Annotated in this window: 21 protein-coding genes; 13 read left to right on the top strand and 8 right to left on the bottom strand. The window is 58.7% G+C overall.

From position 1 onward, the window contains the following. Positions 1-11: 11 nt before the first annotated feature. Positions 12-959: a TIGR03756 family integrating conjugative element protein gene (locus NJC38_RS17235; protein ID WP_253116101.1), complete on the bottom strand. Its 948-nt coding sequence runs from the start codon at positions 957-959 to the stop codon at positions 12-14. After that, positions 956-1,360 (bottom strand): TIGR03757 family integrating conjugative element protein, encoded by a 405-nt coding sequence (locus NJC38_RS17230; protein WP_253116099.1) that lies wholly within the window; start codon positions 1,358-1,360, stop codon positions 956-958. Before NJC38_RS17230 ends, NJC38_RS17235 begins: the two co-directional genes overlap by 4 nt. Positions 1,361-1,734: 374 nt before the next feature. Here NJC38_RS17230 and NJC38_RS17225 point away from each other — a divergent pair, with 374 nt between their 5' ends. The 13 genes from NJC38_RS17225 to NJC38_RS17170 all read left to right on the top strand — a co-directional run bounded on the left by NJC38_RS17225 (position 1,735) and on the right by NJC38_RS17170 (position 7,873). Beyond that, complete coding sequence (locus NJC38_RS17225) at positions 1,735-2,406, top strand: site-specific integrase (protein ID WP_253116097.1); 672 nt, start codon at positions 1,735-1,737, stop codon at positions 2,404-2,406. Between the two features lie 74 nt (positions 2,407-2,480). Continuing rightward, complete coding sequence (locus NJC38_RS17220) at positions 2,481-2,741, top strand: AbrB/MazE/SpoVT family DNA-binding domain-containing protein (protein ID WP_253116095.1); 261 nt, start codon at positions 2,481-2,483, stop codon at positions 2,739-2,741. After that, on the top strand, positions 2,738-3,085 hold the full coding sequence (locus NJC38_RS17215; RefSeq protein WP_253116093.1) for a type II toxin-antitoxin system ChpB family toxin: 348 nt from the start codon (positions 2,738-2,740) through the stop codon (positions 3,083-3,085). Before NJC38_RS17220 ends, NJC38_RS17215 begins: the two co-directional genes overlap by 4 nt. Positions 3,086-3,164: 79 nt before the next feature. Beyond that, entirely contained in the window at positions 3,165-4,073 is a 909-nt protein-coding gene (locus NJC38_RS17210) for a DUF4352 domain-containing protein (protein WP_253116091.1), read from the top strand. Positions 4,074-4,140: 67 nt separating this feature from the next. Beyond that, entirely contained in the window at positions 4,141-4,401 is a 261-nt protein-coding gene (locus NJC38_RS17205; protein WP_253116088.1) for a hypothetical protein, read from the top strand. Positions 4,402-4,617: 216 nt separating this feature from the next. Beyond that, complete coding sequence (locus NJC38_RS17200) at positions 4,618-4,890, top strand: hypothetical protein (protein ID WP_253116086.1); 273 nt, start codon at positions 4,618-4,620, stop codon at positions 4,888-4,890. 151 nt (positions 4,891-5,041) lie between these two features. Beyond that, positions 5,042-5,164, top strand: a complete 123-nt coding sequence (locus NJC38_RS29060) for a hypothetical protein (protein ID WP_290447286.1) — start codon at positions 5,042-5,044, stop codon at positions 5,162-5,164. A 23-nt stretch (positions 5,165-5,187) separates the two neighbouring features. After that, positions 5,188-5,649, top strand: a complete 462-nt coding sequence (locus NJC38_RS17195) for a cysteine peptidase family C39 domain-containing protein (RefSeq protein ID WP_253116084.1) — start codon at positions 5,188-5,190, stop codon at positions 5,647-5,649. 12 nt (positions 5,650-5,661) lie between these two features. Continuing rightward, positions 5,662-5,811, top strand: coding sequence for a hypothetical protein (locus tag NJC38_RS17190; RefSeq protein WP_253116081.1), 150 nt, complete (start codon positions 5,662-5,664; stop codon positions 5,809-5,811). 348 nt (positions 5,812-6,159) lie between these two features. Then, complete coding sequence (locus NJC38_RS17185; RefSeq protein WP_253116079.1) at positions 6,160-6,402, top strand: hypothetical protein; 243 nt, start codon at positions 6,160-6,162, stop codon at positions 6,400-6,402. 131 nt (positions 6,403-6,533) lie between these two features. Then, entirely contained in the window at positions 6,534-6,752 is a 219-nt protein-coding gene (locus NJC38_RS17180; protein WP_253116077.1) for a hypothetical protein, read from the top strand. 103 nt (positions 6,753-6,855) lie between these two features. Beyond that, positions 6,856-7,101 carry a hypothetical protein gene (locus NJC38_RS17175; protein WP_253116075.1) on the top strand — a complete coding sequence of 82 codons (246 nt, stop codon included), beginning with the start codon at positions 6,856-6,858 and terminating at the stop codon, positions 7,099-7,101. 85 nt (positions 7,102-7,186) lie between these two features. Continuing rightward, entirely contained in the window at positions 7,187-7,873 is a 687-nt protein-coding gene (locus tag NJC38_RS17170) for a hypothetical protein (protein WP_253116073.1), read from the top strand. A 17-nt stretch (positions 7,874-7,890) separates the two neighbouring features. Here the strand turns inward: NJC38_RS17170 and NJC38_RS17165 are convergent, their stop codons facing one another. From NJC38_RS17165 to NJC38_RS17140, 6 genes are read right to left on the bottom strand one after another with little or no spacing between them, the layout of a single operon-like run. Next, on the bottom strand, positions 7,891-10,677 hold the full coding sequence (locus NJC38_RS17165) for a conjugative transfer ATPase (RefSeq protein ID WP_253116071.1): 2,787 nt from the start codon (positions 10,675-10,677) through the stop codon (positions 7,891-7,893). Next, positions 10,678-11,091: a TIGR03751 family conjugal transfer lipoprotein gene (locus NJC38_RS17160; protein ID WP_253116069.1), complete on the bottom strand. Its 414-nt coding sequence runs from the start codon at positions 11,089-11,091 to the stop codon at positions 10,678-10,680. After that, a complete protein-coding gene (locus tag NJC38_RS17155) occupies positions 11,072-12,535 on the bottom strand; it encodes a TIGR03752 family integrating conjugative element protein (RefSeq protein WP_253116067.1) in 1,464 nt (487 codons plus the stop codon). Before NJC38_RS17155 ends, NJC38_RS17160 begins: the two co-directional genes overlap by 20 nt. After that, positions 12,525-13,376 (bottom strand): TIGR03749 family integrating conjugative element protein, encoded by an 852-nt coding sequence (locus NJC38_RS17150; RefSeq protein WP_253116065.1) that lies wholly within the window; start codon positions 13,374-13,376, stop codon positions 12,525-12,527. The genes NJC38_RS17155 and NJC38_RS17150 overlap by 11 nt, the downstream gene beginning before the upstream one ends. Continuing rightward, positions 13,373-14,065: a PFL_4703 family integrating conjugative element protein gene (locus NJC38_RS17145; protein ID WP_253116063.1), complete on the bottom strand. Its 693-nt coding sequence runs from the start codon at positions 14,063-14,065 to the stop codon at positions 13,373-13,375. Before NJC38_RS17145 ends, NJC38_RS17150 begins: the two co-directional genes overlap by 4 nt. Beyond that, a complete protein-coding gene (locus tag NJC38_RS17140) occupies positions 14,062-14,463 on the bottom strand; it encodes a TIGR03750 family conjugal transfer protein (RefSeq protein ID WP_253116060.1) in 402 nt (133 codons plus the stop codon). The genes NJC38_RS17145 and NJC38_RS17140 overlap by 4 nt, the downstream gene beginning before the upstream one ends. Between the last annotated feature and the right edge of the window lie 12 nt (positions 14,464-14,475).

The raw sequence follows: 14,475 nt of genomic DNA, 5'->3' as shown, positions 1-14,475 counted from the left end.
TGGAAATAGGGTCAATAAACGCCAGTGCTGCCCAGGAAGGTCTGGCCTTCACGTTTGCAACAGCTGTAGGGACGCCACAGCGCCCAGGCGTAACCGCCGTCTTGGGACTGCATCCGCAAGCCAGGCATGACTTCTGGAAACGCCGAGCAACTCGGGCTGGTAACCGGCGACAATTGCTGCCACTTACCGGTGCGGATCTCGCCTTCACGCAACTCGCCGGCCGGCCAGTAGCCGGGGGAGGGCATGGCCAGCAGCGGCTGGTACACATGCACCTGGCCCATGCGCGTAACCACGTCCCCGGCACGCTGCGCAGTCACCGCCGAAGCCTTGTAGTCATCCACCTGGTGCAGAAAGCCGCTGCGCGGATACACGCTGCCCCACATCGTCGCGGTCAGCCGATTACCCACCTCACGCAGGCCCGGCGTCAGTGACTGGGGGAACACGCTCTCGGGAATGCCATGCCGCCAGGCCAGGGTATCCAGTGTGCTGAGCATGCTCGGCACATAGGCTCTGCCGGCGCCGGCACACACGTAGCCCGAGCCGCTGGCAAACGAGCTGAACGCCTCACCGCCCGGATGGCCGATCACGTCGACGTTCTTGAACACCGCCATGTTGTTTTCATGCGCTTCGCTGTTGATACCAGCCCCACCGCTGTGCGCACCCGCAGTCGGCGCGCTGAGGCTGCGCACCTCCAGCCACGGGTTCTGGCCAGTAGTGGAATAGCTCGACACCACCGCATCCGGCACGTAGTGCCCGACCTTGGCTGAGGTCTTCACCTGGCAGCCGAAGTTGGTGCAGAACAGCCAGTAGCAAACACCGACGACCCGGTAGTCCATGCACGTGGGCGACATGACCGTCGGCACGATGGCGGCCGTCGTCAGCGCCCAGGCAGGCGCAGAGGCAAAGAGCAGCAGGGGTAGGGCACGCTTTGCAAGGTGATGCAGGCTCTGCAGGCTCATGGCTGAGGCACCTGCTCGCGATGCCTGGCAATCAGAGCCAGCGCGCGTTGCACGTCGGGTTCGCCGTAGACGACGTATTTCTGATCGACCACAACGGCAGGGATCTTGGTGATGCCCAGGCTCCAGGCAGTGACAACTTCTTGGTGGGCTTGGGTGATCTTCGCAGTTAGCTCAGGGGTTAGGCGTTGCTGGGCTATGGTTTGGGCTTGGTGTGGGTCAGAAGGGAGGTTGGTTGAGAGGCTGGACTCCAGAGTTGAGGGTTGGTCGATAAGGATGATTTTTGAGTCTGGGGTTGGTTGGGTGGGATGGTTGCTGTCCGTGATGACGAGCGTATCGGCGTGAAGCGTGAGGCTGAGCAGCATCGAGATGATGAAGGCGAGTGGATTGCGTAAGGTGGCCATGGGGCGGCGTCCGTTTTTGAGTGACGGATACAGTGGAGCGCGGGAGATGGGGTGATTGCTGTAGGGAAACTGGTTTTGGGGGTGGGGGTTATTTTGTCGGTGGGGCTGGGCCGCAGACTGACTCGCCCACTTCATCGCGTATTCGAGCTAACAGAGGCGAGATGCTACCGAGCGTGAATATGGCGAAAATGGCCGCACGCCGCTGATTTCAAGGCTTCTGTCAGCAGTTGTGCTAGATGTTTTGACTGGGCTGAGCTTTCACGACATTTTCCGTGAACACCACGGCACGCGGGCCTGTAAGCTGTGCAGGAGGCCCGCTGCCAACTCTCTCAGGATCGTTTTCGATTCATCACCAATCCTGACAGAGAACCCGTATGACTCCCCGCCGTGCCACTTCGCTACGCCCTGGACAATTCAAGCACCTGATTCGCGTTGCATCCGTTACTGGCCGATTACCAGAGCGCGATGTGATGTTGCTCTGGCTCACTCACACAACCGGTATTCACGTCACCGAATTGGCCTTGCTGGAGGTGGCCGATGTGCTGTACCCAAGCGGTGCTATCAAACCTGAGGTGTATTTGCGAGCAGACATAACCAAGGGCTGCCGACCACGCAATGTGTACCTGACCCATGCTCGATGCCTTGCTGCCCTGGATGATTGGATCGACATTCGCTTGCGGCGCCGCTGGGGCCTCTCCGGGGATGATATGTATCGAGGCCTGCGCCCAGGTTCAAAGTTGGTCATGACGCACAAAGGGCAGGCCTTTGAACTAGCGTTCAAGCATCGCGAGCTGGAGAGCGGGCCAGAGGTGTACAGGGCTTGCGACTCGCTCCAGCAAACCATCAGCAGGCTCTACCGGCAGGCCGGTATCAAACAGGGATCGTCGCACAGCGGCAGACGCTCACTTGCGGCAAAGGTGCTGGCCGCGACTGGTGATGTCGAGACGGTGCAAATGATTCTTGGGCATTCTGAGCTGGACCACTCGAAGCCGTACCTGTCAGTGGACCAAGCCACTCTACGGCGCGCTTTTGAGCTGGCATTGTAGATACTATGTTTATACAAAGCGCTTGAGTCCGACATATCGCCTATCTACAATGTTGAAACGTTCAGGAGGTACTTATGGAAGTCAAAATTCAGCAATGGGGCAACAGTGCGGCCATCCGCCTGCCGGCTATCGTGCTCAAGCAAATGAGTCTGGCCAGCGGTGACGTGCTGCTGCTCAATGTCGATGCTGCTGCTGAAGCCATGACGCTCAAGCCCGCGAAGGTTAAGCCACGTTACCAGCTGGCCGATCTGATGGCGCAGTGCGATTTGAATGCTTCGGAGCCTGCCGAATTGGCCGCGTGGAACTCAATGCCAGCAGTTGGGCGTGAAGTGTGAAACGGACCAAATTCAATCGGGGCGACATTGTTCGCCTAAATTTGAACCCTACCGCTGGCCGTGAGCAGCAGGGCGACTTTCGTCCGGCGCTGATCATTTCGCCTGCGGCCTTCAATGTTTCAGGCTTGGTCCTGATCGCGCTCATCACCCAAGGCGGCGACTTTGCCCGCTATGCCGGGTTTGCCGTGCCACTGAGCGGTTCAGGCACCGAGACGCAAGGTGTTGTGCTGTGTAATCAGATCCGCACCGTTGACCTTGAGGCCCGAGGCACCAAGCGCGTGGAGTCTGTTCCCGAGGTGGTGATGGACGATGTACTTGCCCGCATTCAAGTGCTGATTGAGTAGGGCAAATCGCTGCAACGCCAAGCCCGCCACTGCGCGGGCTTAGCCAGTACCAGGATCAAGCAGGGAAAGGGAATTTGAAATGCACCGCAGCCACTGTGTCTTTGTTCTAATGATTGCTCTTGCAACACCATGCCTCGCTTCTGCCGCGACTGCCAAGAAAGAAATCAAAAAAAGGGATCTACCGGACTGCGACACTGTGCAGCTTGATGGCTCTAATCTCAAGCCTGAAGAGAGAGATTTAACGTTCTCTATCCAGAAGAGCCTGATGACAACCGAAATCTTGGGTTTCGCCGTGGGAGCCGAGACTATTCTTGGCGAATACTACGATGAACGAAAAGGTAAGGAATTTAACGCTGACGTGCTGAAAATTAAACAGCTAGCCAAGCAGGAGTCCTTTAGCCACATGGTTGAAGCTGATTTCGATGCAGCTAATGCTGCTTTAGGCGAGGCTCTCAAGGACCACAAGCTTCTTAAGGATGCCTACAACGTCGTTGAATGCCGGATAGCGGCTATCGGAAGCACCGCGACCAATGCGTACAACATGTATGCCACAAGCTACCTCAAGGGGTTGCAATCCAAGCAGGCAGTCATGCACGGGCAGGTCGGCTATTTCGATGTCACAGTGAATGGCTGCACAATCAGCAAATCCATTGACACTGGCAATCGCTACTCGAGACTAAAGCCCGACCCTGATGCGCGCTACCTTACTGTGAATGCGACCTTCAAGAACATCGATAATGAAGGACGGATACCGCTGGAAGGCAGCTTGTTCATCAGCAAGGACGGTAAGGATTTCAAGTTTGACACCACGGAAACCATCATGAACGAAGGCTACGGAATCCGTTTACGTTCACTGAACCCTCTCATAAAACTCAACACGAAGATTGTTTACAAAGTGCCTAACGAGCTTTCTGGCGAGGTGTATTGGAAGCCGGGTAGGAACGCACATGACAAGAAACTCTGGTGTACTTATTTGCCGTCAGCCTGATGTATGCGGTTTGGCGTGACTAGCCGCAGCAATTTTCAGTACAGACATTGATCAAGGAAAACCCCCCATGATCCCGAGCATCAATTCTCCGGAGGCAAAAGCGATGCGCGAGGCGCAGGCCGAAGACGTGCGCAGGGCGCTGTCGAGGATCGTCGCGCAGCGGCCTGAACTGGACCTCAAGGAGCTGGAAGCCCAGGTGATGAAGCTGGCCAAGAACCACCTCGAGCACAGTGCCAGGGCCTGGGCCGCCCAATGCATGGTGCGCGTGCTTTCCGGTCAGCCGCTGCCCTGGGAGCAGGATGCTAAGGACGTTGGCGTGAAATCCTGAACCCCTCCCCATCAACATCGAGGCCCCGGCCGCTGACTCTAAACTGCAAGGAGCTGAACCGATGACCACTGCAACCAGGTTGGGCACAATGCTACTGTGCGCTGATACCTTGGCCGATTCCATTGCTCGCCGCATAGGTATCCGCACCAGATACACCCAAGCCCCGGCCTAAAAACCGGGGCCGAGGCCGTAGAAGCGGCAGCGGAGCAAGTGATCATGAGCAAGCGTAGAGAAACAATCGCAACTGGTGGTGTAATCGTTGGCATTGCGCTCGGCTTTGCTGTGGTGGCCCCGTTCTCCGGGCAGTTTTGGGCATCGCGAATGCAGACTGGATCGTTGGTGAATGACGCGCCAGTGACTGCCCAAATGAAAGCCGAGGATCAGCTAGTGCTGGCCGACATTGATGTTCGCTACCGTATTGATCCTGCCGAACGCCTGGCCATCTCTTCGAAGCTGAACCAGTTGCTGACAGCCGATCCGGCCAGGTAGGAAAACACCCCGATGGTGGTCAACAGAAAAGAATGCCAGGCCGCTGGCCTCGACCCGGCCGAAGTGGCCAGGATCGCACGCGGTCTTTCGCGCTATGCCAAGCAGGCGCAGTCGCTGGGCGTACAAGTCTTTGGCATGGGTAGGCGGACAGTTGCGGTTTTGCGATGGCGGCAGTGGCGATCTGATCCTGGCTGACCTCGACGGCAACTTCAACGGTGGCGACGGGGCTAGCAGCCATGACGCTGACGGGCTGCTGCGCGGCGAGTACGCATAGTTCAGATCAAGGAAAGCGTCGCAATGAGTACATGGGAGTCGAGTTGCCGTATCAAAAAGGTAATGCAGCGTGATCGCTTTGGGTGCGGAGTCGCGTGCGCGGCAATGATCGCGGCGAAGCCCTACGCGCATGCGCGAAGCGTGTTTACTGAACACGGACTAGAGGCTAAAAAACGCCCTTTCGCCACCAACTTTTCCCAACTACGTCGTTGCCTGGAGCATATGGGCATCAATTCGGAGCTAAGGCGTTGGTCGAGCTGGGATGCTATGGACGACCTCGGAATCGTAGCGGTAAGCAGCTCCCTTGGTTCGGCCAATCGTAACTGGCATTGGGTAGTAGCTGAACGTCATGAAGTTTTTGGTGTGGTTTTGCATGATCCTGATTTTGACCTGCCGAGCTTCAGTTCAGTAATCCCTGATGGGGTCCATAGTCATCCGTTCACTGAGTACCAAGCTCGAAAGAGTTGGATACGCGTTTCTTTGTAGGAAAACGACATCATGATCGGTATTTCAAGGCAAGGGTGCGTCAAGCTGGCCCGCTATTACGGTCGCGAGCTGGAACGTGCTCGCAGGATCAATCAATGGGGCATGGTGCAGCACTCGCGGCTCATGCGTGACAGCTACATGGCAGATGCCCGAGCCCAATGACCGAGTAAAGACCATGCAATTAAGCCGCGCAGGTGCCTGCTTAGCCTTACTGTATGTTGTCCCCACGGTCATCTGCATAGTGATTGGCCTGTGTAGCGATGATTATAAGTCCCAATACGTTTGGCTCCAGATCCCAGTGGCGCTTCAAATGGCGGCCCTGCATTCGATGGGGGTACTTGAACATTTCACGGGACTCACTTGGCCTGGACTTTACCTGCTGGCCTGTTTGCCTGTTATTGCAGGCTTGTATGGTGTCGGTTACGTACTCGGCCTGCTAGTGACATGTTCGATCAATAATGCAAAGAGTTAGGAAAATGTGCTTGGCACGCAGGGATTGAAAGGAGCGATATGAACAAAGATGACTTGGACGAAATTAATCGGCTGCTGAGCATCGGCATGCACGCCGCTGTAGTCACCGATGTGATGGTATCCCGCTGGAATGGTCGCTGGCAGATGAGTGGGAAGAGGTTAGATGTAGAGGCTGTCTTGCCCCTCAATGGCCAAGTAATGAGGGTGATCCAGTTGAGCATCGGCCACACTGCCCGAATTCGGCATATAGCTACCCATGGCAGGATCTTGGTGAGCTATTGAGACGCCTTGTCTTGAGCTAGGAAAATCCCGCACTAGGTCGTTTCGGTGCATCCTAAGCCCAGCCCTTGAGCTGGACTAAGACCGTAAAAGGGGGAGCGATTTCCGCGCCCAGGCTCGATAGGGAAAACTCAATGCCTAATGCTGAAGAAAAGGTTCGTGAGAAGATCAGACAAATTGGAGCATGCCTTTACACAGATCTAGTTGATGAGGCGAGTTCAACTGCTTGGGGGTATTTGCAAGCATTACTTGATTTCGACATTATCTCTGATCGTCAGTACGATGATTTAAATCATGAAATAAATACGGCCACGCAGTCCATCAAAGCCAAGCTTGAGAAAAAAGGTCGATAAAGTTTTCTCAGGAAATCGTCCAGCTACGCCCAAGCCCAGCCCATGCGCTGGGCCGAGGTCGTAGGAGGGCACGGTTCTCGTTGCCCAGGGCCAAGCAGGGAAAATGACTTCATCCGTTGACCAAAGACTGTCTCGATTGCTGGTGGTAACTCAAATCGTTTCGATGCTAGCCATTCCGGTAGTGCTTGCGGTTGTTGGTTTTTCGGTGCAGCGCAGTTTACAAGAGCAGCAAATCAAAAGAGATTACGTGAGCTTGGCCGTCTCCCTTCTTTTGCCCAAAAAAGATGGAGAAAAAGAAACGTCCCCGGAGTTACGATCATGGGCCACAGCGCTCTTGAACCGATACTGATTTATAGATCGGCGACCGTTGTGTAGACAAGGTATTTTCCCAACCCCCTGCGTCCTGACATCATCAACCTCAAAGAAGAGATACCATGCCAGCACTGGATGAATTCAAACGCCGCGTATACAGCGAGTGGCTGGAGCCATACTGCACCCAACGAGGTTATGCGCAAGGTGGCTTTGTCCAGGAGTCGATGGATAAACTCAGCGAAGCCGATGCCCGAGACTTCATGGATGCGGTTGATCACGGTTTGGTTGTTCACGAGCAAGGTGCCTTCCGGGCACCTTGCAGCAGAGCCAAGGAGTATCTGTTCTGGGAAGGGGCCAGCAGCGTCTCGCCGCGCCGGCTCACGTTGTGGTTGGAGCCTGTCATTACCATTGCCGGGTTGTGGCGAATGCAGCGTACCTTCGGTTGGCCTGCGGAGCGATTGGGTGCGCAATCTGCGACCTATGCTTTCGACTTTGTTGGTTACCAGGCAGACCAGCGAACTGAATTGGTGGTATGTGAGGTCAAGCCAACCAGAAAGGCTGTTGACGCCATGGTTAGCCTGATGAAGACGCATCGAGGCATAACGAAAGAGGCCCTCAATGACTTCAAGCCTGCTGAGCGAAATGCACTCAAAAAGGTAATTGCCTTGCGGGAGTCGAACTGTCACACCTTCTGGGCGTTGGGGCCCGATAACTATGGGCAGGTTTTCGCGGTCACTCGCGACGCCAACGGTGAGGTCATTCTTACCCCCACCACTGAATCGGCGCTTTATTGTGAAATGAGCACGTGAAAATTGCCGAACCGTCATTAAATTCCCCTACTCACATCCAACCGCCGCGCAATCTCAATCGCCGCATCCAGCTCCCCAACCCCCAGTTCATTCATCACCCTGAACCGCTCGGCCTTTTCCTCTGGCTCAGTCATGGCCATCGCCAGATACAGGCTTGGCGGCACGGCCCGAAACAGCACTTCAACTGATTTGGACAAAATCACGCCCTCGGTAAATTTCCCCGACTCTTTACGCGCCGAGAGCATGAGCTTTTTCTGCGATTCATTTAGCTCACGAAACCGCGCGATCTTCTCGACTTCGTCCGGTGGCATGTTCAGGCAGATCCACCATTCGATCATGTTCAGCATCGGTTCGGCCGCTTTGGGCAGGTCGTCGACGTTTTGGGTGGCGAGCCAGAACCAGGCGCCGAGTTTTCGCCACATTTTGGTGATCTTGACCACGTAGGGCGACAGCAGCGGGTTTTTGGTGATGATGTGGCCTTCGTCGGTGACATTGATGATCGGCCGGCCGAGCATCTGGTCGCGCTCGGCGATGTTGTTCACGGTGTTGATCAGCGAGATGTAGGCGATCGACAACTGGGCGTTGTAGCCCTCACGGGCGTAGGTGGCCAGGTCGACGATGGTGATGTCGACCTCCGGCCAGGGGCTGCCGGCGCGGTTGAACAGGTCGCCGTCGGCACCCTGGCAGAACATGTCCATGGCATCGGCCATTTCCAGCAGGCGGGTGCGTCTTGGCTCCGGCAAGGTCGAGTCCTGGCCCATGTCGCGCAGTGCGTTGCGAATGTCTTCGGTCAGGACAAGGCGCTGTTGCGTCACGCAGGTTTGGGCCGCGTTGAGGATGCACTGGCGGATCAGGCTGCGATCGGCGCGGGTCATGCGGGCGTCTTCTTTTTCTTCGCCGCCGGTGATCATCAGGCGGGCGGTGATCTCCAGTTCGCCCAGTACGTCGCGTTCGTCCTCGTCGTTGCCCGGTTCGGTATCGGGGTCATCCAACTCGTCAGTGTCCAGGGTCTTGACCTTGCCGGGCGTTTCGATCAGCCGGCAGGCGTCCGCGAAGGGCGCCAGGCTGACGCCGGACCCGGGGGCCAATTTGACGCGGTTGACGGTCAGGCCGTGGCGTTTGGCGAACTCGGCGAACAGGCCAAAGCTGTTGCCGGCCTCGACGATGAACAGGCGCGGCCGGTAGATGGCGGTGACCTGGTTGAGGATATTGTTGAGGGTGGCGGACTTGCCGGAGCCGGTCGGGCCGAACAGGAACAGGTGGGCGTTCATCTGCCGATCGAGGCGGTTGAGCGGGTCGATGGTGATCGGGCCACCGCCACGGTTGAAGAAGGTGATGCCTGGGTGGCCGGTGCCTTGGCTGCGGCCCCAGACCGGGGCCAGGTTGGCGACATGCTGGGTGAACATCAACTGGGTGTACCAGTCCGCATTGCGCGCGCCGGGGTTGTACACACAGGGCAGCCAGCGCAGGTAACTGTTCAGCGGCGCAACTTCATGGTCGTCACGCACCGGCTGCAGGCCGGCGTTGAGCATCACGTTGGTCAGGTGCAGGGTTCGGCTGTCCAGTTGCGTGAGGTCGTCGCCACGCAGGTAGAACGCCAGGCTGGTGCGGTACAGCTTGTGGGCGCTGCCGATCAGCGCGCGGGCGCCTTGTACCGCCTCGCGGGTTTGTTCGGAATCCACGGTGTCGCCGACGGACTTCTTGGCCAACAGGTTGAGGTGCGATTCCAGCATGTCTTGCGGGGTGATGACCATGGTCAGGCACATCACGGTGTCTTCGGGCATCTGGTCGAACAGCGCGTTGATGGCGTCACTGCCTTTCTGGGTTTCTCCGGTCAGGTGGCCGGTTCCGGGTGCGCTGCGCAGGCGGTCCAGGGTGATGACGCGATGCGGCTTGTTATCGAACGTCCACACGCCGTTTTCGATGTCTGAGCGGGGCTGGTTGAAGAACAGCCGTTGGGAAAAGTCAGTGCCGCTGGCCAGTTCGAACTCCTCGGCGTCGGCCGGTTCTGGGTAGCGGGTCGCCTGGTAGAAGCGCGTGCGGTCTTCTGCGCTCGGGCCGAGCAGGTCGGGGTGCGGGTTGAACCAGCGCAGCAGCCAGTCGTGGATCTGGCCGCCGTCCATGCGTTGCGTGCGCACGCCGGCATGGGTCAGTGCCCCGGTCAGGCGATCACATACCAGATTGAGCATCTGTTCGGCACTCTGACCCTTGTGGCCTTGAGTGCCTTTGCTGTGGCGGTACAGAACCATGCGCACCCGGCGTGATTGCCCGCGCCAGGGCAGGCGGGTCACGGTCTTGTCTTCGAACAGGCCGCCGGGTTTGGAGATGGCCTGCAGGTGGCGGGCGAACATCTCCTGGTAGGTGCGGGTGAAGTCTGAGTCTTGGGCGCGAGGCTGTACGTAGCTGGCCAGTTGCTGGAGATAGTGATCCCAACTGATTTCGTCCTGGGCGTAGAACTGCACGATCCACGGCTGGTTCTCCAGCTCTTCAAAACTGTCCTGCAGGGCGTTTTCCACGGTATCGCGCACTGTGCGCAGCCACTCGGGCTGGCGGCCTTCGGTGCCGATCTGGCTCAGTTCAAAGAACGCGGCCACTGATTCACCGTCCTGCAGCAGCATGCACTGTGATTCGGGCAGGTATTCCACCCACGGCAGCAGGTCGACGAAGCTGGGTGCTGCATCGTACAGCGCGTGCTCGTCGGCGCTGGTGGCCGGTTTGCTGTGGGGGCCGGGCTGGCCGATGCCGAGTTCGGCGAGTTTGTTCAGGTATCGTTGCCAGACGTTGGGTTGTTCAGGCTGGGTCATTCAATAGTCCTCGATCCGTTCGCCCGGCATGGCGTACTGCACGCGTTGGTAGAAGGGGAATACGGTGCTGTAACCCGGTATCGGCGCGGGGTCTTTGCCGGTCAGGTGAGGAAATACGTATAGAACCAGGTCGGGATTGGGCAGGCGTTTGAACTGGCTGTAGATCTCGTTCTGGGCGGTGCGGGTGTAGCTCGCCAGTTGGGTGTCGGTGTCGTGCAACGGGCGGCGCAGTTGTTGCCGGGCGTCCATCAGCAGCCGGCTGGATGAGCTGCTGTCTGAAACCGTGGCGCCATTCCAGTGATCGAGCATGGTTCCTGTACCGGGCGGCATCAGTTCATCCTTGTCGGTGCTGCAGCCTGTCAGCAGTGCCATAAGCAGCCACAGGCAGACGGATTTAGTCGAGGGCAGATGCATGGCGGCCTCCTGAGGTGTATTTCACTTTGCGCCCGTCGGGCTCGTAGTCCACTTCCAGTTGCCGGTCCAGGTGCACGGCAACGTGTGCGCCGGGTTGCACATAGATGGCTGCGAAGGCCTGGCCATAGAGTTTGTTGACCCAGTCGCCGATGTCTTTCACGCCACCGGAAAGGATGGTGCTCAGTGCCGATGTGCCCGGGCTGCCGGCAGTGACTGAGGTGCCGTTGGCGGACGTGGTGGTGGTTTGCTCGGCCTCCAGCAGCTTGGCCACGCCAGCACCGGCAGCGGTGATCAGGCTCTTGCTGCCCAGGTACTGCTGAGCGTTGGAACGCCGCAGCCCGGCGATGCAGGGAATGCCATTGGGGTCGCTGATCCAGCCGATCCCGCCCTGAATCCTGTCCATCTGTGACGCGCTTTGGCCGCTATTGCTTTGGCGATTGGTTACCGGCTGTGGTTGCGGCACGGTACGGATCCGGCCGTCAGTGAAGACGAAGGTCATGCTCTGTACCTGGCCGCGCACGCAAGACAAGGTCCAGTCGCCGGCAGCGCTTCCGCTGATCACCGCGCCGGCGACGTCGGGCAGGTCGATGCCGTTGGCGGTCAGGTTGTCAGGGCCGATCAGGATCTTGAACGGGAAGGGGTCATTGACCGTGCCGTCGACCGGCACCCGGCCGATCAGTGCGGTCATGGCCACCGAACCCATCAGGGTTGAGTTCTCCGGTAAGGTGTAGACCGGTCTGGCGGCCGGTTTGTCGCCATCGGTCTTCATGTTGCGGCCCATCGCGCCAGACACCGCTTTAAGTTCGCGTTGCCCTGCGTCGATTCGCTCGGTGAAGGCCGAGGGAAAGTTAAAGCCGGCGGCCGGTTTGCCAGAGCCGGCCGGCACGGGCTTGCCTTGCGCGTCGACCGCGGTGCCGTCTTGCGGGTCGACCCAGATCAGCGTTTCCTGCTCGAAAGCCTCGTTATCGCCCGGTTGCAGGCCCAGGCCGATGGGCAGGTCGGGTGTCTGCGAGAGCGCTCGGGTGTCGAACTGTTGCTTGAGTTGTTCCAGCAGGTTCAGGGTGTTCTGCTTTTCTTCCTGGAACGTCTGCCGATCGGCTTTGAGCTGCTCCTTTTCACCCTCGAGTGCCTGACGGATACGTTTGTCGACATCGCTTTCGCGCAGTCTCAGGCGCTCATTCTCTTCCTTCTGAACTTCGTTGTCGGTCAGCAGCAATTTGAGCTCTTCACGCATGGATTTGGTCTGGCCCACCAGCGTGGCGACAGTGTCCAGCGGCGTGTCGCCCTCAATGCCGAGGCGTTTGAGTTCGGCCGGCGACAGGTTACGGTCGTTGCCTTGCTCGTTACCCTCGGATGAGTCGCTGGAGCAGGAACGCAGCATGACTACCAGCAACACGGCAAACAGCGGCAGCACCAGCCATTTGATCAGGCCATTACTTTTCATGGGCACGCTCCCGCGGGTTGGGCAGGTTTGACGTTGCGTCGATAAGGCTCATGGCCGGTAGCAGCGCTTGGGCCAGACCGTGACCACGGGTGATCAGGTACAGCGCCGTGCTGTCGGCCGCAGTGCCCTGAACATCCAGGCTGCGGTGCTGGAAGGTGGCGGCGATAAAGTCACCCTGCAGCAGGCGTGGATCCAGTTGCAGTGCGCTGCTCGAGCGGTTCTGCAGGCGCACGGCGGTCACCTGAAAGTCGTCCAGTTGCCAGGCACCGAGCACCGAGGCCTGCACGGGCAGGGTCGGCAGCAGGCTATGCAGGTTCAGGTGCCGGTCGACACGAACCTGGGTGACGCCGTGCAGAGGTTCAACCGTGCGTAAAGGCGCGTAGAGGTTTTGTGCGGCGTAGCGGGTCAGGACCACCGGGACAGGCGTTTGCGCGGGCCTTTGCTCTTGAGTGTCTCCCGGTTGATTGCTGTCAGGTTCAACAGGTTCGGCGTTGACGATCTTCAGCGGTTCGAGGGCCGGGGTGTCGCTGGGAACTTCTGCGGCCGCGATATCCAGCAGGATGATTTCACCGTTGCTCATGTTTTGTAGTTGCAGGCGTGTCGGCTCGATCAGGCCGTTGGCCCGCAGGTAAAGAGCGCCGCCATTGCTCTGCACACGCAGCTGGTTTTTCAGCGAGCGAGGCATGCCGACCCGCACGTTGCGATCAACGAAAATGATACGTTCCTGGCCGACCTGCAGCGGGACGGCAATGGGCAAGCGCTGCCAGTGGACGATCTCCAGCGCCGTGGCGTTCAGGGACAACAGGCAGAGCAGAGGCAGCGCGGCCAATAACGACTTCATGGTTGTTCTCCTTCGGCATCGACATCGGTTTCCAGGTCAGTGGCGATGCTGCGGGTCGGCGTTGCCGGCGCAATCCGCTGCGGTTTGCCGCTGTAGCAGTTCAGCGCCAGACCGAACGGATTGCGTTCAGGGTCGACGTCCATGCGCACCACATGCAGGGGATAACGCACCAGGGCACGCTTGACCTTCTCGGAGCCGAAGTACTCATCGGCGGTCAGGTCCAGATTGACGATCCAGGCATCGCGACCCAAGGTCTTGACCCGAAACCCAGGGTCATCGCCGTAGCCGCGTTCAGGGATTTCGTAAACGCCACGGGTGCGCTTGCGCAGCTCTCCGCCCAAGCGGCGTTGTTCGAATTCTGCCTGCAGCAGTGTCTGGCATTTGGGGGTGAGGTAAGCACGAAGCTGCTGCAGGTTGCGCGCGTAGTCTTCCTCGCCGTTAGTGGGCCAGCGATTGAGCTGTTGAAAGATGTAGAAGCCGAAGGTGTAGACCGTTTCGGGAGGGATCTCCCACCACTTGCGGGTACTGCCGGAGCGCAGGTCTGGCGGCACATGCACCGTCAGATCCCGCGGGGCCGACCACCAGCCCAGGCCCATCGCGCCGGCCAGCACGAACAATATGCCGAGCACCACACGCAATGACTTCACATGCGCCTCAAGGCGCGAGACCTCATTCTTGAAGCGGCTCATTGGCAGTTACTCCTGCGCGTGGTCCAGCGGCCACTGCGGGTAATCAGCTCGGCACCGCCGGTCCAGGCGGTCAGCACCGGCCAGTGCAGGCTGATGTGCCACTGCAATTGTCGATACAGCCAGGTTTGTGGCCGGCCACGCTTGAGGCGGCGCAACAGCTTGCCGCCCAGGGCAAGACCGAGGGCGATGCAGGCGAAGATCACCGTGGGGATCATCGCCAGGCTTTGGGTCAGTACGGCAATGCCGCTGCCCAGCGCAATCCCGGCCAGCAGCGATAAACCCACCGACAGCCACATTTCGTCAGCCGTCAGACCCAGCACGATCACCGGCTGGCGGTTGAGACGGTTGGGCAGGAAACGCAAGGTGCCGTCAGGCAGCACCTCGGAAATATCAGTCATGCTCGTCACCCG

The sequence above is a fragment of the Pseudomonas sp. 21LCFQ010 genome, from assembly GCF_024129905.1.
Taxonomy (GTDB): Bacteria; Pseudomonadota; Gammaproteobacteria; order Pseudomonadales; family Pseudomonadaceae; genus Aquipseudomonas.
The sequence above is the reverse complement of the archived record's forward strand: the minus strand, read 5'-3'. Positions and strand labels throughout refer to the sequence as shown.